This is a genomic window from Bacillus stercoris, assembly GCF_029772985.1.
Lineage (GTDB): Bacteria > Bacillota > Bacilli > Bacillales > Bacillaceae > Bacillus > Bacillus stercoris.
The window spans coordinates 1,446,140-1,470,696 of the sequence record NZ_CP121861.1; the positions used below are offsets into that span (position 1 = coordinate 1,446,140).

The 24,557-nt window shown below is 46.2% G+C and carries 22 protein-coding genes and 2 pseudogenes; 18 read left to right on the forward strand and 6 right to left on the reverse strand.

The features are described 5' to 3' along the window. Window positions 1-7: 7 nt before the first annotated feature. The 7 genes and pseudogenes from abfA to QA442_RS07515 all read left to right on the forward strand — a co-directional run bounded on the left by abfA (window position 8) and on the right by QA442_RS07515 (window position 5,747). Complete coding sequence (abfA, locus tag QA442_RS07485) at window positions 8-1,510, forward strand: alpha-L-arabinofuranosidase AbfA (RefSeq protein WP_095432402.1); 1,503 nt, start codon at window positions 8-10, stop codon at window positions 1,508-1,510. Between the two features lie 151 nt (window positions 1,511-1,661). Then, window positions 1,662-1,988, forward strand: a complete 327-nt coding sequence (locus tag QA442_RS07490) for a PadR family transcriptional regulator (protein ID WP_095432401.1) — start codon at window positions 1,662-1,664, stop codon at window positions 1,986-1,988. Further along, window positions 1,985-2,539 (forward strand): HAAS signaling domain-containing protein, encoded by a 555-nt coding sequence (locus QA442_RS07495; protein ID WP_095432400.1) that lies wholly within the window; start codon window positions 1,985-1,987, stop codon window positions 2,537-2,539. The genes QA442_RS07490 and QA442_RS07495 overlap by 4 nt, the downstream gene beginning before the upstream one ends. Then, a complete protein-coding gene (locus tag QA442_RS07500) occupies window positions 2,536-3,426 on the forward strand; it encodes a DUF4097 family beta strand repeat-containing protein (RefSeq protein WP_095432399.1) in 891 nt (296 codons plus the stop codon). The genes QA442_RS07495 and QA442_RS07500 overlap by 4 nt, the downstream gene beginning before the upstream one ends. A gap of 111 nt (window positions 3,427-3,537) precedes the next feature. Next, window positions 3,538-5,334 carry a carbon starvation protein CstA gene (gene cstA, locus QA442_RS07505; RefSeq protein ID WP_095432398.1) on the forward strand — a complete coding sequence of 599 codons (1,797 nt, stop codon included), beginning with the start codon at window positions 3,538-3,540 and terminating at the stop codon, window positions 5,332-5,334. Next, window positions 5,277-5,464 (forward strand): annotated as a pseudogene (locus QA442_RS07510) (hypothetical protein). Before cstA ends, QA442_RS07510 begins: the two are co-directional and overlap by 58 nt. After that, entirely contained in the window at window positions 5,379-5,747 is a 369-nt protein-coding gene (locus QA442_RS07515) for a VOC family protein (protein ID WP_250628924.1), read from the forward strand. The pseudogene QA442_RS07510 and the gene QA442_RS07515 overlap by 86 nt, the downstream one beginning before the upstream one ends. Window positions 5,748-5,785: 38 nt before the next feature. Here QA442_RS07515 and QA442_RS07520 read toward each other — a convergent pair whose 3' ends face one another. The 4 genes from QA442_RS07520 to sspI all read right to left on the reverse strand — a co-directional run bounded on the left by QA442_RS07520 (window position 5,786) and on the right by sspI (window position 10,022). After that, window positions 5,786-7,120, reverse strand: coding sequence for a (Fe-S)-binding protein (locus QA442_RS07520; RefSeq protein ID WP_095432396.1), 1,335 nt, complete (start codon window positions 7,118-7,120; stop codon window positions 5,786-5,788). After that, window positions 7,117-8,529: a glycolate oxidase subunit GlcD gene (gene glcD, locus QA442_RS07525; protein WP_095432395.1), complete on the reverse strand. Its 1,413-nt coding sequence runs from the start codon at window positions 8,527-8,529 to the stop codon at window positions 7,117-7,119. Before glcD ends, QA442_RS07520 begins: the two co-directional genes overlap by 4 nt. A 102-nt stretch (window positions 8,530-8,631) precedes the next feature. Next, complete coding sequence (locus QA442_RS07530) at window positions 8,632-9,738, reverse strand: CdaR family transcriptional regulator (protein ID WP_095432394.1); 1,107 nt, start codon at window positions 9,736-9,738, stop codon at window positions 8,632-8,634. Between the two features lie 68 nt (window positions 9,739-9,806). After that, window positions 9,807-10,022 (reverse strand): small acid-soluble spore protein SspI, encoded by a 216-nt coding sequence (gene sspI, locus QA442_RS07535; protein WP_003222464.1) that lies wholly within the window; start codon window positions 10,020-10,022, stop codon window positions 9,807-9,809. Between the two features lie 118 nt (window positions 10,023-10,140). On the opposite strand from sspI, the gene QA442_RS07540 reads away from it, so the two are divergent. After that, window positions 10,141-10,887 carry a TrmH family RNA methyltransferase gene (locus tag QA442_RS07540; RefSeq protein WP_095432393.1) on the forward strand — a complete coding sequence of 249 codons (747 nt, stop codon included), beginning with the start codon at window positions 10,141-10,143 and terminating at the stop codon, window positions 10,885-10,887. A gap of 66 nt (window positions 10,888-10,953) precedes the next feature. Here QA442_RS07540 and QA442_RS07545 read toward each other — a convergent pair. Beyond that, window positions 10,954-11,161 (reverse strand): annotated as a pseudogene (locus QA442_RS07545) (hypothetical protein). A gap of 81 nt (window positions 11,162-11,242) precedes the next feature. On the opposite strand from QA442_RS07545, the gene pheS reads away from it, so the two are divergent. Continuing rightward, entirely contained in the window at window positions 11,243-12,277 is a 1,035-nt protein-coding gene (gene pheS, locus QA442_RS07550; protein WP_071581560.1) for a phenylalanine--tRNA ligase subunit alpha, read from the forward strand. 15 nt (window positions 12,278-12,292) lie between these two features. Next, complete coding sequence (gene pheT / locus QA442_RS07555; protein WP_095432392.1) at window positions 12,293-14,707, forward strand: phenylalanine--tRNA ligase subunit beta; 2,415 nt, start codon at window positions 12,293-12,295, stop codon at window positions 14,705-14,707. Window positions 14,708-14,743: 36 nt separating this feature from the next. Here the strand turns inward: pheT and rnhC are convergent, their stop codons facing one another. Next, entirely contained in the window at window positions 14,744-15,685 is a 942-nt protein-coding gene (gene rnhC / locus QA442_RS07560) for a ribonuclease HIII (RefSeq protein ID WP_014664900.1), read from the reverse strand. Between the two features lie 133 nt (window positions 15,686-15,818). Here rnhC and zapA point away from each other — a divergent pair, with 133 nt between their 5' ends. The 8 genes from zapA to QA442_RS07600 all read left to right on the forward strand — a co-directional run bounded on the left by zapA (window position 15,819) and on the right by QA442_RS07600 (window position 24,544). Next, window positions 15,819-16,076: a cell division protein ZapA gene (gene zapA / locus QA442_RS07565; protein WP_003229534.1), complete on the forward strand. Its 258-nt coding sequence runs from the start codon at window positions 15,819-15,821 to the stop codon at window positions 16,074-16,076. 6 nt (window positions 16,077-16,082) lie between these two features. Beyond that, complete coding sequence (locus QA442_RS07570; RefSeq protein WP_014664899.1) at window positions 16,083-16,616, forward strand: CvpA family protein; 534 nt, start codon at window positions 16,083-16,085, stop codon at window positions 16,614-16,616. Window positions 16,617-16,688: 72 nt separating this feature from the next. Beyond that, complete coding sequence (polX, locus tag QA442_RS07575) at window positions 16,689-18,401, forward strand: DNA polymerase/3'-5' exonuclease PolX (RefSeq protein WP_095432391.1); 1,713 nt, start codon at window positions 16,689-16,691, stop codon at window positions 18,399-18,401. Window positions 18,402-18,421: 20 nt separating this feature from the next. Then, window positions 18,422-20,779 (forward strand): endonuclease MutS2, encoded by a 2,358-nt coding sequence (locus QA442_RS07580; RefSeq protein ID WP_095432390.1) that lies wholly within the window; start codon window positions 18,422-18,424, stop codon window positions 20,777-20,779. Between the two features lie 14 nt (window positions 20,780-20,793). Continuing rightward, a complete protein-coding gene (locus tag QA442_RS07585; protein ID WP_003222485.1) occupies window positions 20,794-21,198 on the forward strand; it encodes a DUF350 domain-containing protein in 405 nt (134 codons plus the stop codon). A 189-nt stretch (window positions 21,199-21,387) separates the two neighbouring features. Continuing rightward, window positions 21,388-23,067, forward strand: coding sequence for a long-chain-fatty-acid--CoA ligase LcfA (gene lcfA, locus QA442_RS07590; RefSeq protein ID WP_095432389.1), 1,680 nt, complete (start codon window positions 21,388-21,390; stop codon window positions 23,065-23,067). A gap of 101 nt (window positions 23,068-23,168) precedes the next feature. Next, complete coding sequence (gene fadR, locus QA442_RS07595; protein WP_095432388.1) at window positions 23,169-23,753, forward strand: fatty acid metabolism transcriptional regulator FadR; 585 nt, start codon at window positions 23,169-23,171, stop codon at window positions 23,751-23,753. Window positions 23,754-23,767: 14 nt separating this feature from the next. Beyond that, window positions 23,768-24,544, forward strand: coding sequence for an enoyl-CoA hydratase (locus tag QA442_RS07600; RefSeq protein WP_071581554.1), 777 nt, complete (start codon window positions 23,768-23,770; stop codon window positions 24,542-24,544). Window positions 24,545-24,557 lie beyond the last annotated feature (13 nt).

Consider the following 24,557-nt stretch of genomic DNA (forward strand, 5'->3'; position numbering starts at 1 on the left):
ACGTGTGATGAAAAAAGCACGAATGATTGTAGACAAAGAATATAAAATCGGTGAAGTAGATAAACGGATTTACGGATCGTTTATCGAACATATGGGGCGTGCGGTATACGAAGGCATATATGAGCCTGATCACCCTGAAGCGGATGAAGATGGGTTTAGAAAAGATGTCCAGTCGCTGATCAAAGAATTACAGGTTCCGATCATCCGCTATCCGGGCGGAAACTTTTTATCCGGATACAACTGGGAGGACGGTGTCGGACCAGTTGAAAATCGCCCGAGACGGCTTGACTTGGCATGGCAAACGACAGAAACCAATGAAGTGGGAACAAATGAATTTTTAACTTGGGCAAAAAAGGTGAACACCGAGGTCAATATGGCCGTCAATCTCGGCACAAGAGGCATAGATGCCGCCCGTAATCTCGTTGAATATTGCAACCATCCGAAAGGCTCTTATTGGAGTGATTTAAGAAGATCACATGGCTATGAACAGCCGTACGGCATCAAAACATGGTGCTTAGGAAACGAAATGGATGGACCGTGGCAGATCGGCCACAAAACAGCTGATGAATACGGACGGCTAGCCGCAGAGACAGCAAAGGTCATGAAATGGGTTGACCCATCAATTGAACTTGTTGCCTGCGGCAGCTCAAACAGCGGTATGCCGACCTTTATCGATTGGGAAGCGAAGGTGCTTGAGCATACGTACGAGCATGTTGACTATATCTCTCTTCACACCTACTACGGAAACCGGGATAACAATCTGCCAAACTACTTGGCCCGTTCCATGGATCTGGATCATTTCATTAAATCTGTCGCCGCAACCTGTGACTATGTAAAAGCAAAAACACGCAGCAAGAAAACAATCAATCTCTCTCTGGATGAATGGAACGTATGGTATCACTCAAATGAGGCTGATAAAAAAGTCGAGCCGTGGATCACTGCGCGTCCGATTTTAGAGGATATTTACAATTTTGAAGATGCCTTATTAGTCGGCTCTCTCCTCATTACGATGCTGCAGCACGCAGATCGCGTGAAAATCGCGTGTCTTGCGCAGCTTGTCAATGTCATCGCGCCGATCATGACGGAAAAAGGCGGAGAAGCATGGAGACAGCCGATTTTCTATCCATACATGCATGCTTCTGTTTACGGAAGGGGCGAGTCACTGAAACCGCTTATTTCTTCTCCGAAGTACGACTGTTCTGATTTTACTGATGTGCCATATGTTGATGCTGCTGCTGTGTACTCTGAAGAGGAAGAAACCCTCACTATTTTTGCGGTAAACAAGGCTGAGGATCAGATGGAGACGGAGATTTCGCTCAGAGGCTTTGAATCCTACCAAATCGCAGAGCACATCGTGCTTGAGCATCAGGATATCAAAGCGACAAACCAGCATAACAGAAAAAATGTCGTCCCGCATTCCAACGGAACATCGTCTGTCAGCGAAAACGGCTTAACTGCTCATTTCACGCCGCTTTCCTGGAATGTGATCCGCCTGGAAAAACAGTCATAAGAGAAGCAAAGCCGGAGATCTCTCTCCGGTTTTTCTTTTTTTCTCAGTAGATATCATTCAGTACCTTGTAATGTTCAGTAGTGGATGTTACCATATGGATAAGTGATGGGAAAAATAAACAAAAATGACCAGCCGCAGGGAGGATCTTATGATGAATGCTCAATTCAAAAAGGGAGCATTAGAGCTATGTGTGCTTGTATTAATATCCGAAAAAGACCAATACGGATATGAGCTTTCTCAAAACATTTCCAGACACATGGCGATAGCTGAAGGCACCTTATATCCTCTTCTCAGGAGACTGACGAAAGAAGAGTATTTAGAAACATATATGGCGCCGTCTTCCGAAGGGCCTGCCAGAAAATATTACACGATGTCAAAGCTTGGTTTCATGCGAATGAAACTGCTGCTGGCAGAATGGAATCAGTTCACAGCATCTGTCAATCAAATCATTGATGAGGCAAGGGGAGGAGAACGATGAATCAAGAACAGTTTTTACAGGAGTTAAGTAAAGCGTTACAGCCGCTTTCTAAAGAAGAGCGGAATGAGGTCTTATTTGATTTTGAAGAACATATTACAGAAGGGATGAAAGAAGGCAGGCCGGAAGCGGACATCATCAGGGAACTCGGCTCCCCAAAACAAATAGCAAAGGAATTGGTGCCAGATGTCACGGGAACTGCTCCAGCAGTGCAGCGCCCTAAGAAGAACCTCTTTCAGATGGCATGTTCAGCAGCAGCGATAAGCATCTTAAATTTGATTTTTGTGCTGGGACCAGCTATTGGCATTTTTGGAGTGTACGTGGGTTTATGCGGGGTGGCGCTTGCACTTTCTGTATCACCAATTATGTTTGTCGGCATGGTGATGTTTCAAATGAATACGCACATGATGCTGGAGTTCTTTTTATCACTCGTGTTTGGCAGTCTGGGGCTGCTCTTGTGTATAGGGCTGTGGCATTTAGGCAAGCTGCTGTATGGCATGAGTTTGCGATATATCAGATATAATTTAAAGCTGGTGACGGGGGCGCAGACATGAAAAAAATCATAATAGGATTGATCGCAGTATTTGCAGTCGGGGTAATCGGGGCTGTCATCTCTGCTGCTACCTCGGATTTTACAAAAGAAGAGGTGAAAGCTGCCGAAACATATGATCCTGCAGATATTAAAAAAATTGAGGTAACAACGAGCTCGATGCATGCAGAGGTCAAAAGCGGGCAAACGGATGATATTCAGGTAGCTGCTGAAGGGCAAGTCAGTGATAAAAGCAAAAAGCTGTTCGATGTGAGCCAAGATGGCAATTCATTAACAATCAATCAAATAGCACGCGAGAATATCATCTCTTTTATACCGTGGGGCAGCGAAAAGGATATGAAAATCACAATCACGATTCCGGAAAAGAAGTATGATGAGATAACCGTAACGACAACCTCTGGCGATATTCTGATAGAAAATACGCAAACAGATCAATCAGCTGCTGACTCTACATCAGGAAATATTGAGCTGAAGCATACACGCATCGAAAACGAGCTGACGCTAAAAACAACGAGTGGAGAAATTCAAACTGACCAAAATTCATTCGGCCAAGGTGAAGTAAAGACAACAAGCGGATCAATAAAAAGCAGCCGCACAACAGCTGAAAAGGTGAACTATAAGACAACTTCCGGGGATATTGATCTTCTTCAGGATCATCAGAACGAAGAGATCGACATCGTCACTACGAGCGGAAGTGTGTCAGTAGAGTATCAGAAAGAACCTGCATCTTTGGCAGTGGATTTTCAGGCTGACTCAGGTGATGCCGCGGCCAATCTCGATCACATCTTGTATAAAGAAAAATCAGAGCACCGTATTGTAGGTTATGTAGGTGATAGCCCCTCTAACCATTTAAAAGTTCGTACAACATCTGGAGACATTGAACTAAACTAACTGCCACGAGCCGGCCCATCCCAGCCGGCTTTTTTGTATAGGAAAAAATGACCGCTTTTCCCCATGAAATTATGATATATTTATGAAAAACAGCAAAGGGGATGGGAGAAAATGAATGCGGTTACAATTGTGATAGCGTCAATGTGTATTTTGGCTATTGCCTATCGTTTATACGGAACATTTATGATGGTGAAGGTTCTCAAAGTGAATGATGACAAGCCGACACCCGCTCACACGCTTGAGGATGGGAAAGACTATGTGCCTACAAATAAATGGGTTTCGTTCGGCCACCATTTTGCCGCGATCGCAGCGGCCGGGCCGCTGGTCGGACCAATTCTGGCGGCGCAGTTTGGCTATTTGCCGGGGTTATTGTGGCTGTTAATCGGGGCGGTAATAGGGGGAGCCGTCCATGATATTGTTGTGCTGTTTGCATCAATGCGCAAAAACGGAAAATCGCTGTCGGAAGTGGCGAAGGATGAGCTTGGCCCTGTTGCCGGCTTTTGTACGGGACTGTCCATGCTGTTTATTATCACGATTACGATGGCAGGTCTCTCGATGGTCGTGCTGCACGCGCTTGAACGCAATCCGTGGGGGACATTTGCGGTAGGGATTACGATTCCGATTGCGATGGGCGTGGGCTTATTTTATAAGAAAACGGGAAATTTAAAGCTCGCGTCAACGGTCGGTTTTCTCTTTTTAATGACAGGAGTCTTTATCGGCCCATGGGTACAGACTACCACGCTCGGTGACTTTTTAACACTAGATACGAAAACGCTTGCAATCGCGCTTCCTGTTTATGCGTTTTTTGCCGCTGCGCTTCCTGTTTGGCTGCTTCTCGCACCGCGTGATTATTTAAGCAGCTTTATGAAAATCGGTGTTTTTATCGCTTTGATTGTTGGTGTGTTTGTCGTCAATCCGTCCATTCCGTTTCCTGCGTTTACAGAATTCGTAAAAGGCGGCGGGCCTGTGCTGGCAGGACCTGTCTGGCCGTTCATCTCAATAACCATTGCCTGCGGGGCGATCTCTGGGTTCCATGCCTTTGTCGGCTCAGGAACGACACCGAAAATGCTGAATAAATGGAGTGATATGAAGCCGGTGGCGTTTGGCGCAATGCTTGTTGAGTGTCTTGTCGGCATCATGGCACTGATTGCGGCAACCGCCTTACAGCCTGCTGATTACTTTGCGATTAACAGCACGCCGGAGGTTTTCCGTACGCTTGGCATGAATGTCGTCCATCTGCCTGAATTGAGCAGGGAAATCGGCTTGGACTTAGAAGGGAGAACTGGGGGAGCCGTCACGCTTGCGGTGGGTATGACTTATATTTTTACCGGAATGCCATTTTTCAGCCATTTGGCCTCATACTTTTTCCAATTTGTCATTATGTTTGAAGCGGTATTTATTTTAACAGCTATTGACGCCGGTACACGTGTTGCCCGTTATTTGATCCAGGATTTCTTCGGAGAGGTGTATAAACCGCTGAAGAAAACAGACTGGATTCCGGGCTCTGTATTTGCCAGCGCGCTTGCCTGTTTGATGTGGGGGTACTTGCTGTATTCAGGAGATATCGGTTCCATTTGGGCGCTGTTCGGCGTTTCCAATCAGCTGATGGCGTCAGTAGGGCTGATTATCGGAGCGACCATCGTGTTGAAAATCGCCGATAAACGCCGATACATTTTGACATGTCTTATCCCGCTTGCCTATTTATATGTCACTGTCAACTATGCGGGCTATTGGATGGTGCGCCATGTATATCTTAATCCTGAAGCAGCAGGATATAGTGTATTGAATGGCGTATTATCTATCATCATGCTGGTGTTAGGCTTCATCATTATTGTGGCGGCCGTGAAAAAGTGGGCGCAGATGTGGAGAGATCCGAGTTTAAGGATGGAAGCATCTATACCGGGCTAGGAGGACTATTGAAATGCTGAGGGGGCGTGGCAATGAACCTATCAATGAAATATCTTATTCTATACGTATCGGACAGCAAGCGGGCTATTCATTTTTATCGGGATATTTTAGGGCTGCCGATTCGTGCTGAACACGGCACGTATGTCGAATTTGAAACAGGATCGACGATATTGGCCCTTAATACGAGGGAAAGCGCCAGAGATATCACAGCGCTGGATATTCCGGAAACATCTGCTTCAAACACATTTGAAATCGGGTTTGTTACAGAAAATGTAGAAACTGTCATCAAAAGGATGAGAGATCAAGGTGTCTCGATTATCGGGGAGCCGAAAGTGAAACCATGGGGGCAGACGGTCGCCTATATCGCAGATCCGGATGGACATTATATCGAAATTTGCAGTCCGATGGAATAACGAACAAAAGCCCAAAACAATTTCTGTTTTGGGCTTTCTCATGTTGTTTTGTGACCGGTTGCTTCTAATAGCAAATCAGCCAGGTGAACGGCTCTGACTTTACCGCTTAGTCCTTCGCGTTCAATCCCGAGCTTCATCTGCAGCAGGCAGCCCGGGTTTGCTGTTACAATGAGGATCGCTTCGGTTGCTTTGACGGCAGCCATTTTACTGTCCAGTATTTTCATAGACATTTCAGCTTCGACGATGTTGTAAATTCCCGCTGATCCACAGCAGCTGTCTGCTTTCTCCATTTCTCTGAATTCAGCTCCTTTGATGCTCTGGAGCAGCTGGCGGGGCTCAAGCGACGTATGCATTACATTTCTTAGGTGGCATGAATCTTGATAGGTAACGACCTGAGGCGTCCTGAGCGCTAAGTCCATTTGATGGAAATCGAGTTCAACCAAAACAGAAGAAAAATCCTTCAGCTTTTGAACAAAAGCGGCGGCACGCTCCGACCACTCCGGTTCATCCTTCAGCAAATGATCATATTCAGTAAGAAAGGCTCCGCATCCTCCTGCGTTTGTGATGACAGCATCCACGTCTAACGCTTCGAAAGCAGCGATATTTTGTTTCGCGAGCTGTTTCCCTGCGTTTTTTTCACCGCTATGCCCATGCAGTGCCCCGCAGCAAGCCTGTTCAGGCGGGATGACAATGTCGCAGCCTGCTAGCTGCAGCAGCTTCAATGTGGCATTGTTAGTCGGTAAAAACATCGTATCCATTAAGCAGCCCGAAAAAAAGGCGACCCGTTTTTTCATGGGGCTAATGGACGGCAGGAAACGCGGCCGATTGTTCATTTCTTTGCTTTTTGGAACATCAGGAAGAACAGCCTCCATCGTCCGCAAATGCTCAGGCAGGACGCGAAGCATACCGGTTTTTCGCACAGCGGTTTGCAGTCCTGACCGCTGATACAAACCGATAAGGCTTACAGCTGAGCGCATGCGGTTTTGGTGCGGAAACAGCTCGTGAAAAGCCGTCTTTCGCATGACACGTGCGCCAAGCGAGTGTTTTTTATTTTGGTGGATAATATCTCTGGCTTCCTCCAGCAGTTGACCGTATTTCACGCCGGATGGGCATACGGGTTCACAGGCTCGGCAGCCGAGGCAAAGTGACAGCGAACGTTCGACATCATCATCCGGTTCAATCATACCGTCCGCCACGGCTTTCATTAAGGCGATACGCCCGCGCGGGGAGTGTGTTTCCTGAAATCCTGATTCGATATAGGTCGGACAGGAAGGGAGACAAAATCCGCAGCGCATACAATTTAATAACTCACCTTCATCCATACGCTCTTTAAATTCATTTTGGATCTGTTTCATTTCTTTTTCTGTTGTCATCTTTGTGCCACCACACGTTTTCTGGCATCTTTTGCAAACACCTTGCCCGGATTTAATATGTTCTGGGGATCAAATGCCGCTTTCAACGCTTTCATCGCATCAATGCCTTCTTTTTTCAGCTTCATTTCCAAGTAAGGCGCTTTCATGGCCCCGACTCCGTGCTCTCCGGTTATCGTGCCGCCAAGTTCAATCGCTTTCTCAAAAATCTCGGCAAAAGCCTGTTCAACACGCTCCATCTCATCTTCATTGCGTATATCTGTCGTGCATGTCGGATGGAGGTTCCCGTCTCCTGCATGGCCGAAGGTGCAAATGGAAATATCGTATTTAGCAGCAATATGATTAATCGCTTTGACCATATTGGCGATTTCTGAGCGAGGAACAGTCGCATCCTCTAAAATCGTCGTCGGCTTGAGGCGTGCAAGGGCAGAAAGGGCGGAGCGCCGTGCTTCAGTCAGGGCGAATGCCTCCTCCTCCGTTTGTGCGGTCTGAACGGAAACGGCGTCGCCTTTTTTGCAGATCGCCTCAATCTTTTTCATATCCCGTTCAACGGTTTCAAGCGGCCCGTCTTGTTCAATTAACAGAACTGCTTTTGCGCTTGTCGGAAGTCCGATTTTGGCATAATCCTCAATTACCAATAGTGTAGGCTGGTCGAGAAATTCAAGCGTTGCGGGTATCATTTTCGCGGCAATAATATTCGATACCGTTTGAGCAGCGGCATCGATGCTTTCATAAAGGGCAAGCAGCGTCTTCTTGGTTTCCGGTTTTGGAACAAGTTTGACGATGGCTTCTGTCACAATGCCGAGTGTTCCTTCTGAACCGACAAAAAGACGCGTCAGATCGTATCCGGCCACATCCTTCGCGAGTTTTCCTCCGGTGCGGATGATGTCTCCATTTGCGAGCACAACCTCCAGACCAATCACATAGTCGCGGGTGACGCCGTATTTTAATCCGCGGAGCCCGCCGGAATTTTCATTGATGTTTCCGCCGATGGTTGATATTTTCATAGAACTCGGATCGGGCGGATAAAACAAACCTTTGCTTTCAACCGCGCGGATCATATCCAACGTAATGACGCCCGGCTGAACTGTGGCAGTTAAATTTTCTTCATCAATCTCAAGAATCTTGTTCATGTGCTTAAAGAGAAGCACAAGGCCGCCTTCAGTCGGGCACGTGCCGCCGCAAAGGTTTGTCCCTGATCCTCTCGGAACGATCGGCACGCGATGTTCTCTGCAAATCGTTAAAATTTGTGAAACTTCATCTGTATTCCTAGGCGCAATCACGGCATCAGGCATAGATTGAAACTGCGGCGTCGCATCATAAGAATAAACGAGCCGGCCGGCTTTTGAGTCATCAAAGTTTTCGGGTCCGACGATTTGAATCAGCTGTCCTTTTACATCCTTTGTGATCATTTCACCAATCCCCCTGTTGAAAAACGCTTTCAATCTATTGTAAAAGAAAAAAAGAAAAGCTTTCCATGGAGAAACATACAAAAAATGAAACTAAAACTCTTTCTATTTTGTATCTTGATCTAAAAAATAGAGTGCGACGTACATCGTGACGATGTCCTCGGTGCGGTCAAAATGCAAACCGGTCAGCTGTTCAGCCTTAGCCAGACGATAACGCAATGTATTGATATGAATATGCATATCTTCTGCGGTTTGTTTTAAAGACAAATCATGTAGAAAGAAGGTCCGTATCGTTCTCATTAATTCCTGATGCCGAAGCGTCTCTCCGAATACTCTATGCGGAAATTCGTTTCTGGTCCCCGGACTGATTTCCGTCAGACACATATCAAGCTTCAGATCCTCTTCGAATATGGGCGTTTTTCGCTTAAGGCTGACAGCCAGCGCTTTTTCCGCTTGCCCGTATGATTCTGTCAGGCTGGAGCTTGCGACAGTCCTTCCAGCGCCAGCTGCTGCCAATTGGCTGTTTGCGGTATTGGCAAACGAACAAATGTGAAGGATCTGCCGTAAAAGCCGATCTCTTTGTTCATGCTGTGGCACTTCGTGATTAATCAAAATCCGTTCATTTCCCCACCTGATGAACAAATCCGCAGGGTACGAGGATTTCCAAATACGTGCCATTTGCTCAATATCATGAGGTGACCACTCATACCCCTGAATCAGAATCATTTGACGCCGGGAGGCAAGGTCCACACCAAGAAGCTGAGCTTTCTCAAGAAAACCCGAAGACCACTCTTTTAATTGCAGCCAATCGATCATAAAAGATTCCAGCATTCTTTCACGCCACTGGGACTGCTCTAAATGCCATGATTCCTTAATGAACAGCTCTGTCATTTTTCGAAGCAGCTCCCCGTAAGGCTGAATCTCAGCGGGCTCACCTGTCAGCCCGAAGACAGCGATCACATCATGATCAGAAAATACTGGGAGGTTGATGCCCGCCTTTACTCCTTTTAACCTTTTTTCATCTTCCTTTGTAATAATGACGCTGCGTTTTTCTTTTGCACAGAGAAGCGCTCCCTCATGAAATTGTCCGACCCGCTCATCGTTTGTGCTCGCCATAATAAGGCCATCCGTGTTTGCGATAATGACCTCACGTTCGTACATTTTTTTGACTTCAGCAATAATTTTTTTCGCTAATAATGGCTGTAAAAACATGGCGTTCCCCCTCATCATGCTTTTATTATATAAGAAAAAAACCGGGCGCAGTCACCCGGTTTCATGTCTTATTGGGCGGGTTTTAATCCGCCTTCAAGCGTTTTCAGCATTTCGTTTTTCTCACTTTCGGATGCGTGCTGCCAAATGACTTCAAATAAAACGCCGAGCCCTGGAAGCATTTTTTCTTCACCGCTTTGAATCGCATCTACAATTGTATGCTCAAGCTGTTCCTGATTATTGCCGGTTACGTTGGCAATGACGGCATGACGTAAATTAAGATCCATGTAAAACGCTCCTTTTCCTAAAATGTAATACGTATATTCTAACCCTGCATCTGGTTTATTATGTGCTGTTCTTGCGATATAATAACATCATGTTAAAAAAAGGAGCGCCACACAGACAGTGAAACATATAGAATCAGCAAAAAACCAAAAAGTGAAGGATTGGAAAAAGCTTCACACAAAAAAAGAACGAACAAAAACAAATACATTTCTGATAGAGGGAGAACACCTCGTTGAAGAGGCGCTGAAAAGCCCGGGTACGGTGAAAGAAATTCTTGTAAAGGATGAAACAAAGATTCCTTCAGATCTTGAGGCGGGTATCCAGTGCTATGTGCTGAGCGAAGATGCGTTCTCAGCTGTGACTGAAACCGAAACGCCGCAGCAGATTGCCGCCGTATGCCATATGCCTGAAGAACAGCTGGCAACGGCACGTAAGATGCTGCTGATTGATGCCGTTCAAGATCCGGGAAACCTAGGCACAATGATTCGAACGGCTGATGCGGCCGGTTTGGATGCAGTTGTACTCGGTGACGGCACGGCCGACGCCTTTAACGGAAAAACACTGCGATCTGCGCAAGGATCTCACTTTCATATTCCTGTTGTGAGAAAAAACCTGCAGTCATATGTGGACGAATTGAAGGCAGAGGGCGTAAAAGTGTACGGCACGGCGCTGCAAAACGGAGCGCCTTACCGGCAGATCCCTCAGTCTGAATCCTTTGCGCTCATTGTAGGAAATGAAGGCGCAGGGGTGGATGCTGCATTGCTGGAAAAAACGGATTTGAACCTGTACGTGCCGCTTTACGGACAGGCTGAATCACTAAACGTCGCAGTTGCGGCTGCCATCCTCGTGTATCACTTGCGAGGATAGTGTTGCGCCAAGCGTTGGATTTCTCTATAATAGAACATAATATTTCAAAAACCGTGACAGAGGACCTCAATTTCTGATCAACTGCTTTCCAGGGAGAAAATGCCGCTGACTGAGAGCATTTTTAACGCAGCCGGAAGTTGGCTTCACCTCTTGAGTTGTCGCCGGGACCGCGCCACACTGCGCGTAAAGGTGAACCGGAATCTGATTCCGTTATGTCAATGAAGCTGACGACAGCATCAGTCTGTCTGAAATAAGGGTGGTACCGCGGCCACAACTCGTCCCTTGTACAAGGGACGGGTTTTTTTTATTTTCTAAAGACATATGACGGTTTGTTTACATAAAAGGAGGATGCAAAATGGAAGAAAAGCTAAAACAGCTGGAACAAGAAGCCATAGAACAAGTAGAAGCAGCAAGCTCATTAAAGGTTGTCAATGATATTCGGGTGCAATATCTCGGAAAAAAAGGGCCGATTACAGAAGTGCTGCGCGGAATGGGCAAGCTTTCTGCTGAGGAACGTCCAAAAATGGGGGCGCTCGCGAACGAAGTAAGAGAGCGTATCGCTAATGCGATTGCTGACAAAAACGAGAAGCTTGAAGAAGAGGAAATGAAGCAGAAGCTTGCGGGACAGACAATTGACGTCACGCTGCCTGGGAATCCTGTTGCAGTCGGCGGCCGCCATCCGCTCACTGTTGTCATTGAAGAAATTGAAGATTTATTTATCGGGATGGGCTACACAGTCGAGGAAGGGCCAGAGGTTGAAACGGATTACTACAATTTCGAATCGCTCAACCTGCCAAAAGAACACCCTGCGCGCGATATGCAGGACAGCTTTTACATCACAGAGGAAACTTTGATGAGAACGCAAACTTCTCCTGTCCAAACACGGACGATGGAAAAGCATGAAGGCAAAGGGCCTGTTAAAATCATTTGCCCGGGTAAAGTTTATCGCCGTGATAACGATGACGCGACGCACTCTCATCAATTTATGCAAATTGAAGGGCTTGTCGTTGACAAAAACATCAGCATGAGTGATTTAAAAGGAACGCTTGAACTCGTTGCGAAAAAAATGTTCGGGCAAGACCGCGAAATCAGACTCCGCCCAAGCTTCTTCCCGTTTACTGAGCCTTCAGTAGAAGTGGATGTGACATGCTTTAAATGCGGTGGGAACGGCTGCTCAGTATGTAAAGGAACAGGCTGGATCGAAATCCTCGGCGCCGGCATGGTTCACCCGAATGTGCTTAAAATGGCTGGCTTTGATCCGAAGGAATATCAGGGCTTTGCATTCGGAATGGGTGTTGAGCGTATCGCGATGCTGAAATACGGCATTGATGATATCCGCCACTTCTATACAAACGATGTCAGATTTATTTCGCAGTTTAAACAGGCGTAAGAGGAGGATGCAAGGATGTTTGTTTCTTATAAATGGTTAGAGGATTATGTTGATTTAAAAGGCATGGACCCGGCTGTTCTTGCTGAAAAAATTACAAGAGCCGGTATTGAGGTTGAAGGAATTGAATACAAAGGAGAAGGCATCAAAGGCGTTGTCATCGGCCATGTGCTGGAGCGCGAGCAGCACCCGAATGCTGATAAGCTGAATAAGTGCCTTGTGGATATCGGAGCGGAAGCCCCTGTACAAATTATTTGCGGCGCGCCGAATGTGGATAAGGGACAAAAAGTCGCAGTTGCAACAGTCGGAGCGGTGCTGCCGGGCAATTTCAAAATCAAAAAAGCCAAGCTTCGCGGTGAAGAATCAAACGGCATGATCTGTTCTTTACAGGAGCTTGGGATTGAAAGCAAACTTGTGGCGAAGGAGTATGCGGAAGGCATTTTCGTATTCCCGAATGACGCTGAAACAGGAAGCGATGCTTTAGCGGCTTTACAGCTTGACGACGCGATTCTTGAGCTTGGCTTAACACCAAACCGCGCGGATGCCATGAACATGCTTGGTGTTGCTTACGAGGTTGCGGCGATTTTAGACACTGAGGTAAAGCTTCCGCAAACGGATTACCCGGCTGTTTCAGAACAAGCGTCTGATTACATTGCTGTCAAAATCGAAGATCAAGAAGCGAACCCGCTGTATGCTGCAAAAATCATTAAAAATGTCACGATTGCTCCGTCACCGCTTTGGATGCAAACAAAGCTGATGAATGCAGGCATTCGTCCGCACAACAACGTTGTTGACATCACAAACTTTGTCCTGTTGGAATACGGACAGCCGCTTCACGCGTTTGATTATGACAGATTTGGCTCTAAGGAAGTCGTAGTAAGAAAAGCAGCTGAGAATGAAATGATCGTCACTCTTGATGATCAAGAACGTAAGCTGTCTGCCGATCACCTTGTCATTACAAACGGAACGAAAGCGCAGGCCGTTGCCGGTGTCATGGGAGGAGCAGCGTCAGAGGTTCAGGAAGATACGAAAACGATTTTGCTTGAGGCTGCTTATTTCAACGGGCAGACGGTTCGCAAGGCTTCCAAAGACCTTGGTTTGAGAAGTGAATCAAGCGTAAGATTTGAAAAAGGAATTGATCCTGCGCGCGTACGACTTGCAGCAGAACGGGCTGCACAGCTGATTCATCTGTATGCCGGCGGTGAGGTGCTTGCTGGAACGGTTGAGGAAGATCACCTGACAATCGAAGCAAATAACATTCACGTGTCTGCTGACAGAGTGAGCAGCGTTCTAGGCATGACGATCAGCAAGGAAGAACTGATCAGCATTTATAAACGTCTTGGTTTTACGGTTGGTGAAGCGGATGATCTTCTCGTTGTGACCGTCCCATCACGCCGCGGCGACATTACAATAGAAGAGGATTTAATCGAAGAAGCGGCAAGACTGTACGGCTACGATAACATTCCGTCTACGCTTCCTGAGACAGCGGGAACAACAGGCGGATTAACGCCATATCAGGCAAAACGCCGTAAAGTCAGACGTTTCCTTGAAGGCGCAGGCTTATCCCAAGCCATCACTTACTCATTGACAAATGAGAAGAAAGCGGCAGCGTTTGCGATTGAAAAATCACTGAACACTGTGCTTGCGCTTCCTATGAGTGAAGAAAGAAGCATTCTCAGACACAGTCTTGTTCCGAATCTGCTTGATTCTGTTTCTTACAACCTCGCGAGACAGACTGACTCAGTTGCACTGTACGAAGTCGGCTCCGTTTTCCTGAGGAAGGAAGAGGACACAAAACCTGTTGAAACAGAACGTGTGGCAGGAGCTGTTACCGGATTATGGCGCAAGCAGCTATGGCAGGGTGAGAAGAAACCAGTTGATTTCTTTGTTGTCAAAGGTATTGTCGAAGGGCTGTTAGACAAACTCAACGTCCTAGACAGCATTGAATTTGTACAGTCTGAACGCAAACAGCTGCACCCGGGCAGAACAGCGAACATTTTACTGAATGGCTCTCTGATCGGCTTCATCGGCCAAGTCCACCCTTCATTGGAAAAAGAACTGGATATAAAGGAAACATACGTATTTGAGATTGATCTTCATGCGTTACTTGCAGCAGAAACAGCACCGCTTGTTTACACGGCGATTCCGAAATATCCGTCTGTGACACGTGATATCGCTCTTGTAACAGATAAAACCGTCACAAGCGGCCAGCTCGAGAGCGTCATTAAAGAGGCCGGCGGCAAGCTTCTGAAAGAGGTAACCGTATTTGACGTATACGAAGGAGAGCATATGGAGGAAGGCAAGAAGTCAGTCGCTTTCTCACTCCAGTATGTTAACCCTGAACAAACACTGACTGAAGAAGAAGTGACAAAAGCGCACAGTAAAGTGCTGAAGGCGTTAGAAGACACATATCAAGCTGTTTTAAGAGGCTGATAAAAAAAGCTTGCAGAGCAATCTGCAAGCTTTTTTCTATGAACGTTTTTTATCAGCAAGGCGCTGCGCTTTTTGCGTATTGGCGAAATGGAGTTTTGTAAAGGCTCTGAGTGCGGATGCCCCTTTTTTGAGGATCAGCTTGGCTGCCGCTTCATCGACGTGCGGACCGGCTCCTTTCGGCAGCGTCATTCCTGCCTCGCGTGATAGTTTATCCATTTCCATTAAAAATGAATATCTTGCAATGATTGAAGCAGCGGCGACAGCCAGGTGAATACCTTCAGCTTTTGTGCTAAAATAGGTCCGCTCCTTCACAATGTCTCTGCCCTTTAAATGATTGAAGTAGACGCCTGGCTCAGCGAATTGGTCAATCAAAATGGCCTCAGGCTTTATTCCATCCATTTTCCTTAATAAATGGGTGATCGCCTGATTGTGCAGCAAAGCTTTCATTTTCCCTTGGCTCATGCCTTTTTCCTGCATGCTGTTATACTTTTCATTTTTTAACACCAGCAGGCTATATGGAATAGTTTTGATCAGGTTTCGGGCAATCTCGATGATTTGCGGATCTTTTAAATCTTTAGAATCCTTAACACCGAGTTCCTTCATTAAAGGAAGCATGGTTTTGTCGACGTACGCGCATACAACCGTCATTGGGCCAAAGTAATCTCCGGTTCCGACTTCGTCAGAACCGATAACAGACATTCCGGCGATATCTGCCGGAGGGGCATAGCGGGGATCAGCCGGCTTTTTGGCCGGTTTCTTCTTTTCCTGAGGCTCAGCTGTTCCCCAGCGCGCGGATTCTGCCGCTGCGTTTTTACCTTGAAACAGGACCTTGCCTGATTGATATGCTGTAATGGTACAGCCGGGCGGTTTCGCCTGAAAAACGGCTCCCTGTGGAACAGAGGCGGTAAGCGAACCGCTGTACGTCATTTTCATTTGGTCAATAGCAGACAACGATACTTTTATCACTGAATGGGACACGTAATAATCTCCTTTTTTTACACTTTTCACTGTATATACCAGTGTATCATAACAGCGGGAGGCTCGTCTTTCCATTCATTTAATAAACGTGTTATGATAAGAACTAGGATTCTCGCGGAATGGAGGAGAAACGTTGTCTGACGGCAAAAAAACAAAAACAACCGTTGACATTTACGGCCAGCACTTCACGATTGTCGGTGAAGAAAGCAGAGCCCATATGAGGTATGTCGCCGGAATTGTTGATGATAAAATGAGAGAAATCAATGAAAAAAATCCATACCTTGATATAAATAAACTTGCAGTGCTGACAGCGGTAAATGTGGTGCACGATTATGTTAAGTTACAAGAGAAATGTGAAAAACTGGAGCGTCAGCTTAAAGAAAAGGATTGAACAACTATGCTGGATATCATCATCTTAATCTTGCTCCTGATGGGGACTTTACTGGGGTTAAAACGCGGTTTTATCCTGCAGTTTATCCGCTTGACGAGCTTTATTTTATCGATCGCCTTTGCGGCTTTATTCTATAAAAATGTGGCGCCGCATTTAAAGTGGATTCCCGCACCCGACTTTTCAGCGGGACAGCCGGCTCTTTCTTTTTTTACGGGAAATTTAGAAGCGGCCTATTATAATGCGATTGCGTTCATCGTTTTATTTATCATCGCTAAAATCTTACTGAGAATCATCGGCTCGTTCTTGAGTATTGTCGCCGGCATTCCGGTGATCAAACAAATCAACCAGTTGCTGGGCGCCGTTCTCGGTTTTCTAGAAGTCTATTTATTTACATTTGTGCTGTTGTATGTCGCATCCGTTCTGCCGGTAGATGCGTTGCAGCAAATGATGGGGCAATCGTCTCTCGCAAATGTGATCATTAACCATACACCGTACTTGTCAGGGCTTTTAGAAGAGCTGTGGACACAGTACGGGGCATAAAAAACTTCTCTTGTCCGGAGAAGTTTTTTTCGAGTATGATGGAAACATATGTGAACGTCTGGGGGTTATTGTATGCATAAAAAAGATATTATCCGGCTGCTTGAAACCATTGCAGTCTATATGGAACTAAAGGGGGACAACCCGTTTAAAGTGTCCGCATTCCGAAAAGCAGCGGCAGCCCTGGAACAGGACGACCGAAGCTTATCAGAAATGGACGATATGATGTCGCTGTCCGGCATTGGAAAAGGAACGTACAGCGTCATTAAGGAGTATATAGATGAAGGAAAGTCAAGCACGCTCGAATCGTTGCAGAAAGAAGTCCCGGAAGGACTCGTGCCTTTATTGAAGCTGCCGGGGCTCGGCGGCAAAAAAATCGCAAAGCTGTATAAAGAGCTCGGCGTACATGATGCAGAATCTCTGAAGGAAGCCTGTGAACAGCAAAAAGTGCAAGGCCTTGCGGGTTTTGGCAAAAAATCAGAAGAAAAAATATTACAGGCGCTCGGAGAAGCCGGAAAACAGCCTGAGCGGTTCCCGATCGGATATGCCCTCCGGATCGCGCGGGATATTGAGGAGCATCTTTCTCAATTTACGCATATCATCAAATTTTCTCGTGCCGGAAGTCTTCGCAGAGCGCGGGAAACGGTGAAGGATTTGGACTATATCATTGCTACAGATCAGCCGGCTGAAGTAAGAGAGCAGCTTCTTGCACTGCCAAACATCAAAAGCGTGATCGCGAGCGGAGATACGAAGGTATCCGTCATCCTTTCCTTTGAATATGAAACGAGCGTCGATTTCCGTCTTGTGACGGAAGAGCAGTTTCCGACAACACTCCATCATTTTACGGGATCAAAGGATCACAACATTAAGATGCGCCAAATCGCAAAAGAACGCGGCGAGCGGATCAGTGAATACGGCGTTGAGACAGTTGAAACCGGAGAGATCAAAACATTTCCGAGCGAACGTGAATTTTATGCGCACTTCGGCCTGCCGCTGATTCCGCCGGAAATTCGTGAAAGCGGACAGGAAGTGGAAACCTACAGCGATAGCATTGAGCTGATAGAGCTCGGGCAAATCAAGGGAGATCTCCACATGCACTCAACGTGGAGCGATGGTGCGTTTTCGATCAGAGAGATGGCTGAAGCATGCATCAAAAAAGGCTATCAATACATGGCGATCACCGATCACTCACAATATTTAAAGGTCGCCAACGGGCTTACTGCAGAAAGACTTAAACAGCAGGCAAAAGAAATTGACGCGCTGAATGCTGAGTTCGAAAACTTCCGTATCTTAAAAGGTGTCGAGATGGATATCCTGCCTGACGGTACGCTCGATTATGATGACGATGTGCTGGCGGAAATGGATATCGTTATTGCATCGATTCATTCCAGTTTTAATCAGCCGGAACACGTGATTATGAAGCGGCTTGAGACGGCACTGACAAACAAACATGTTGACATTATCGCACACCCGACCGGACGCCTGATCGGCAGACGGGCCGGTTATGAAATCGATATTGATAAGCTGATTGATCTTGCGAAAAAAACAAATACGGCGCTTGAACTCAACGCTAACCCTGCGCGCCTCGATCTGCGCACAGAGCATTTACTGAAAGCAAACGAACAAGGGGTTACATTGGTGATTAATACTGATGCCCATAACATTGAGATGTTAGACGATATGAAAACTGGCGTTACTGCCGCGCGCAAAGGATGGACGGAAACGAAAAACGTTCTGAATGCCCGGTCGCTTGAAGACGTAGAGGCATTCCTGAAGCGCAACGATTAAGTAAGGAGGCTCACACAATCGTGCAGCAAAAAGTATTATCAGCTCTTGAATTTCATAAAGTGAAAGAACAGGTTATTGAGCATGCCGCTTCATCGCTCGGAAAAGAAATGCTTCTCCAGCTTAAGCCTTCTGCTTCTATAGACGAAATCAAAAAACAGCTGGATGAAGTAGACGAAGCTTCTGCCATTATCCGGCTGAGAGGCCGAGCGCCGTTTGGCGGTCTTGTTGATATCAGAGGAGCATTAAGACGAGCGGAAATCGGCAGCGTTCTCAGTCCTTCAGAATTCACTGAAATCTCTGGACTGCTTTATGCAGTTAAACAAATGAAACATTTTATCACCCAAATGGCTGAAGACGGTGTTGACATTCCGCTGATCCATCAGCACGCTGAACAGCTTATCACGCTGTCCGATTTAGAACGGGACATTAATTCCTGCATCGATGATCACGGAGAAGTGCTTGATCATGCATCGGAAAAATTGAGAGGAATCCGCACGCAGCTCAGAACCCTCGAATCGAGAATCAGAGACCGGTTAGAGTCAATGCTGCGTTCCTCTTCCGCTTCAAAAATGTTGTCTGATACGATTGTTACGATTCGGAATGACCGCTTTGTAATCCCGGTCAAACAGGAGTACAGATCAAGCTACGGCGGAATTGTGCATGATACTTCGTCCTCCGGCGCAACACTATTCATTGAACCGCAGGCAATTGTAGATATGAACAATTCCCTTCAGCAGGCAAAAGTGAAAGAAAAGCAAGAAATCGAACGGATTTTGCGTGTGCTGACAGAGAAAACGGCAGAGCATACAGAAGAGCTATTTCTAGATTTGCAAGTGCTGCAGAGGCTTGACTTTATTTTTGCAAAAGCAAGATATGCAAAAGCGGTCAAAGCGACAAAACCGATGATGAACGACACTGGCTTTATCCGTTTAAAAAAAGCCCGCCATCCATTGCTTCCGCCTGATCAGGTTGTTGCCAATGACATTGAGCTTGGCGGCGATTTTTCAACCATTGTCATTACAGGGCCAAACACCGGGGGGAAAACAGTCACCCTTAAAACGTTAGGCCTGTTAACCTTAATGGCACAATCAGGTCTTCATATCCCGGCAGATGAAGGGTCAGAAGCGGCGGTATTTGAGCACGTATTCGCTGATATCGGTGATGAACAGTCGATTGAGCAAAGCTTAAGTACGTTCTCATCCCATATGGTGAACATTGTCGGCATTTTAGAACAGGTCAATGAAAACAGCCTTGTGCTTTTCGATGAACTTGGTGCAGGGACAGATCCGCAGGAGGGGGCGGCCCTCGCCATGAGCATCCTGGATGACGTGCATCGCACCAATGCACGAGTGTTAGCTACGACGCATTATCCGGAATTGAAGGCGTACGGATATAACAGAGAAGGCGTCATGAATGCGAGCGTTGAATTTGATATCGAAACGCTGTCACCGACCTATAAACTTTTAATTGGTGTGCCGGGACGAAGCAACGCTTTCGAAATTTCAAAACGCCTTGGACTTCCAGACCATATCATCGGGCAGGCGAAGTCAGAAATGACGGCCGAGCATAACGAAGTTGATACAATGATTGCGTCGCTGGAACAAAGCAAAAAACGTGCGGAAGAAGAGCTTTCTGAGACAGAATCGATCAGAAAAGAAGCGGAAAAACTGCACAAAGAGCTGCAGCAGCAAATCATCGAGCTTAACAGCAAAAAAGACAAAATGCTCGAGGAGGCTGAAGAGCAAGCGGCTGATAAAGTAAAAGCGGCAATGAAAGAAGCCGAAGATATTATTCATGAATTGCGCTCCATAAAAGAAGAACATAAATCCTTCAAGGATCACGAGCTGATCAACGCGAAGAAACGGTTAGAAGGCGCAGTTCCTACCTTTGAAAAGTCCAAAAAACCGGAAAAAACGAAAACGCAAAAACGTGACTTCAAGCCAGGTGATGAGGTGAAAGTCCTCACCTTCGGGCAAAAAGGAACATTGCTTGAAAAAACCGGCGGCAATGAATGGAATGTACAAATCGGCATATTGAAAATGAAAGTAAAGGAAAAAGATCTGGAGTTTATCAAATCAGCTCCGGAGCCAAAAAAAGAAAAAATCATTACGGCGGTCAAGGGAAAGGATTATCATGTATCGCTTGAGCTTGATCTTCGCGGCGAACGCTATGAAAATGCCCTCAGCCGTGTTGAAAAATATTTGGACGATGCAGTGTTAGCCGGATATCCTAGAGTGTCAATCATTCACGGAAAAGGAACCGGCGCTTTAAGAAAAGGCGTGCAGGATCTTCTGAAGAACCACCGCAGCGTCAAAAGCTCCCGTTTCGGTGAAGCAGGCGAGGGAGGATCAGGCGTTACGGTTGTTGAACTAAAATAAAAGGGAGTATGGCCATGAGTGATTTTTGGGAAAACGAGCTTGTGGAAATCGCGGCGTATTACAGTGTCGCGGTTCTCTGCCTCGTCCTCTTTTTGACTGTGTTTGAGCTGGTGACGGCTTATAAAAACTGGGAAGAGATTCAAAAAGGAAATCTTGCGGTGGCAATGGCAACCGGCGGAAAAATTTTAGGAATCGCAAACGTATTCCAGCATTCCATCTCCCAGCACAATTCGCTGCTGCAAATGATCGGCTGGGGCGTTTACGGATTTGTTATGCTTCTTTTAAGCTACTTTATTTTTGAGTTTTTGACTCCACGGTTTAAAATTGATAAGGAAATCGAAAATGATAATCGGGCTGTCGGCTTTATTTCATTTGTCATTTCTGTCGGGCTTTCATTTGTGGTGGCAGCCGGAATATAAGGGGACGGAGAATAGATGGAAAAGCTTGCAAAAGTACTGCTCGCCGCGGCGGGAATCTTTTTATTAATTGGTCTTATATATCTGTTCGTATGATGAGAAAAAGAAAGATTTACCTTTCTTTTTCTTTTTTTTGCCGTCCATCTGCTATAATGATAGGGTGGAACTCTAAAATCGAAAGGGGGAGGTTTTATGCAGTCTCAAAAGCCGTGGCTTGCCGAGTATCCCGACGATATCCCGCATGAGCTTCCGTTGCCGAATAAAACCCTGCAATCCATCCTGACAGACTCCGCCGCACGATTCCCTGACAAAACCGCAATATCTTTTTATGGAAAAAAACTCACCTTTCATGACATTCTGACGGATGCTCTTAAACTCGCAGCTTTTTTGCAGTACAATGGCCTGCAAAAAGGAGACAGAGTGGCTGTTATGCTGCCCAATTGCCCACAAACAGTGATTTCTTATTATGGTGTCTTGTTTGCTGGCGGCATCGTGGTGCAGACGAACCCGCTTTATACCGAGCATGAGCTTGAATATCAGCTCAGAGACGCTGAAGTAAGTGTGATCATCACCTTAGATTTGCTTTTCCCGAAGGCAATAAAAATGAAAACGTTATCAATAGTCGAACAGATTTTGATCACCAGCGTAAAAGACTATTTGCCTTTTCCGAAAAATGTTCTTTACCCGCTCACGCAAAAACAAAAAGTGCATATCGACTTTGACAAAACAGCTAACATTCACACGTTCGCTTCCAGTTTGAAGCAGGAAAAAACTGAACTCCTGACAATCCCGAAGATCGATCCTGAGCATGATATCGCTGTCCTCCAGTATACCGGGGGAACAACCGGAGATCCCAAAGGGGTCATGCTTACGCACCAAAATATTTTGGCCAATACTGAAATGTGCGCCGCTTGGATGTTCGATGTGAAGGAAGGCGCTGAAAAAGTGCTGGGCATTGTCCCGTTTTTTCATGTCTACGGACTGACGGCAGTCATGAACTATTCGATTAAACTAGGCTTCGAAATGATTCTTCTTCCTAAGTTTGATCCGCTTGAAACACTTAAAATCATCGACAAACACAGACCGACGCTCTTTCCAGGGGCACCGACAATTTACATTGGCCTTTTGCATCACCCCGAATTGCAGCATTATGATCTGTCATCCATTAAAAGCTGTCTTAGCGGATCAGCCGCGCTCCCTGTGGAGGTAAAGCAGAAATTTGAAAAGGTGACTGGCGGAAAACTTGTGGAAGGCTATGGTTTGTCTGAGGCATCCCCAGTGACGCACGCCAACTTTATCTGGGGGAAAAACAAGCCGGGCAGTATCGGCTGTCCTTGGCCGAGTACGGACGCCGCGATCTATTCTGAAGAGACGGGTGAGCTTGCCGCTCCGTATGAGCATGGAGAAATCATTGTAAAAGGTCCGCAGGTCATGAAAGGATATTGGAACAAACCAGAGGAAACCGCCGCTGTTCTGAGAGATGGCTGGCTGTTCACCGGGGACATGGGCTATATGGATGAAGAAGGTTTTTTCTATATTGCTGACAGGAAAAAGGATATCATCATTGCCGGAGGTTACAATATTTACCCGCGTGAAGTAGAAGAAGCGCTTTATGAACATGAAGCCGTCCAGGAAATTGTCGTCGCAGGTGTGCCCGACTCCTACAGGGGAGAAACAGTAAAAGCATTTGTCGTATTAAAGAAAGGCGCAAATGCCGATGCAGAAGAACTGGACGCCTTTGCGAGATCCCGACTGGCGCCATACAAGGTGCCCAAAGCCTATGAGTTCAGAGAAGAGCTGCCGAAAACGGCGGTCGGAAAAATTTTAAGAAGGCGTTTACTTGAAGAAGCCGAAAATCATCATATCAAATAAAAAAGAACGTCTATGAATAAACTTGACAAACCCGAAAATCCTTCTTATCATGAAATTATGAATGAATAGTCATTCATTTCTATAGGAAGGAACGATGAACATTGAAGCAAAAACGGCCAAAGTATATGCAGATTATTGATGCAGCAGTAGAAGTCATTGCGGAAAACGGCTACCACCAGTCACAGGTATCCAAAATTGCCAAACAAGCCGGAGTAGCGGACGGCACCATCTATCTCTATTTTAAAAACAAAGAAGATATTTTAATTTCTCTTTTCAAAGAAAAAATGGGCCAATTTATTGAGCGGATGGAAGAGGACATTAAAGAAAAAACAACAGCGAAGGAGAAATTGGCGCTTGTGATTTCAAAGCATTTTTCCCTTTTAGCTGGTGACCATGATCTCGCGATTGTCACTCAGCTTGAACTACGCCAATCCAACTTGGAGCTGCGCCAGAAAATCAACGAAATATTAAAAGGCTACTTGAATATTTTAGATGGCATTTTGACGGAAGGCATACAATCAGGCGAAATAAAAGAAGGCCTCGATGTCCGCCTCGCCCGGCAGATGATTTTTGGAACGATTGACGAAACCGTGACAACTTGGGTGATGAATGACCAAAAGTACGATCTCGTTGCGCTTTCAAACAGCGTTTTAGAATTATTGGTATCCGGAATTCACAATAAGTAAAGGAGTTCTGTCCTATGAATGCAATTTCACTTGCGGTGGATCAATTTGTGGCAGTCTTGACGATTCACAATCCGCCGGCAAACGCGCTTTCCAGCCAGATATTAGAAGAGCTGTCTTCCTGTCTTGATCAATGTGAGACAGATGCAGGCGTACGAAGCATTATCATTCACGGCGAGGGAAGATTTTTCTCAGCCGGCGCTGATATTAAAGAATTCACATCGTTTAAAGGCAATGAGGATTCCTCATTGCTCGCTGAGCGCGGCCAGCAGTTAATGGAGAGAATCGAAAGCTTTCCAAAACCGATTATCGCAGCGATTCACGGCGCTGCTCTCGGAGGCGGGCTGGAGCTTGCAATGGCCTGTCACATCAGAATCGCGGCAGAAGATGCTAAGCTGGGGCTCCCAGAGCTTAACCTTGGTATCATCCCGGGTTTTGCAGGAACACAGCGTCTTCCGAAATATGTCGGTACAGCCAAGGCACTAGAGCTCATCGGCTCAGGAGAACCGATATCCGGAAAAGAAGCGCTTGATCTCGGACTTGTCTCAATTGGAGCAAAAGATGAAGCAGAAGTGCTTGAAAAAGCAAAAGCACTTGCCGGTAAGTTTGCAGAGAAAAGCCCGCAAACGCTTGCGTCTTTGCTTGAGCTTCTTTATTCCAACAAGGTGTATTCCTACGAAGGAAGCTTAAAGCTTGAAGCAAAACGATTTGGGGAAGCATTTGAGTCAGAGGACGCCAAGGAAGGCATCCAGGCATTTCTCGAAAAAAGAAAGCCTCAGTTCAAAGGCGAATAAAAGGGGATATGAT

Bases quoted from the DNA above. Each gene is read 5' to 3' on its own strand.
- cstA (WP_095432398.1), top strand. From the start codon at position 3,538: ATGAATGCGGTTACAATTGTGATAGCGTCAATGTGTATTTTGGCTATT.
- QA442_RS07520 (WP_095432396.1), bottom strand. From the start codon at position 7,120: ATGACAACAGAAAAAGAAATGAAACAGATCCAAAATGAATTTAAAGAG.
- QA442_RS07585 (WP_003222485.1), top strand. From the start codon at position 20,794: ATGAGTGATTTTTGGGAAAACGAGCTTGTGGAAATCGCGGCGTATTAC.
- polX (WP_095432391.1), top strand. From the start codon at position 16,689: ATGCATAAAAAAGATATTATCCGGCTGCTTGAAACCATTGCAGTCTAT.
- abfA (WP_095432402.1), top strand. From the start codon at position 8: ATGAAAAAAGCACGAATGATTGTAGACAAAGAATATAAAATCGGTGAA.
- glcD (WP_095432395.1), bottom strand. From the start codon at position 8,529: ATGATCACAAAGGATGTAAAAGGACAGCTGATTCAAATCGTCGGACCC.
- QA442_RS07600 (WP_071581554.1), top strand. From the start codon at position 23,768: ATGAATGCAATTTCACTTGCGGTGGATCAATTTGTGGCAGTCTTGACG.
- pheT (WP_095432392.1), top strand. From the start codon at position 12,293: ATGTTTGTTTCTTATAAATGGTTAGAGGATTATGTTGATTTAAAAGGC.
- QA442_RS07570 (WP_014664899.1), top strand. From the start codon at position 16,083: ATGCTGGATATCATCATCTTAATCTTGCTCCTGATGGGGACTTTACTG.
- pheS (WP_071581560.1), top strand. From the start codon at position 11,243: ATGGAAGAAAAGCTAAAACAGCTGGAACAAGAAGCCATAGAACAAGTA.
- QA442_RS07500 (WP_095432399.1), top strand. From the start codon at position 2,536: ATGAAAAAAATCATAATAGGATTGATCGCAGTATTTGCAGTCGGGGTA.
- QA442_RS07490 (WP_095432401.1), top strand. From the start codon at position 1,662: ATGAATGCTCAATTCAAAAAGGGAGCATTAGAGCTATGTGTGCTTGTA.
- QA442_RS07530 (WP_095432394.1), bottom strand. From the start codon at position 9,738: ATGTTTTTACAGCCATTATTAGCGAAAAAAATTATTGCTGAAGTCAAA.
- lcfA (WP_095432389.1), top strand. From the start codon at position 21,388: ATGCAGTCTCAAAAGCCGTGGCTTGCCGAGTATCCCGACGATATCCCG.
- QA442_RS07495 (WP_095432400.1), top strand. From the start codon at position 1,985: ATGAATCAAGAACAGTTTTTACAGGAGTTAAGTAAAGCGTTACAGCCG.
- QA442_RS07515 (WP_250628924.1), top strand. From the start codon at position 5,379: ATGAAATATCTTATTCTATACGTATCGGACAGCAAGCGGGCTATTCAT.
- sspI (WP_003222464.1), bottom strand. From the start codon at position 10,022: ATGGATCTTAATTTACGTCATGCCGTCATTGCCAACGTAACCGGCAAT.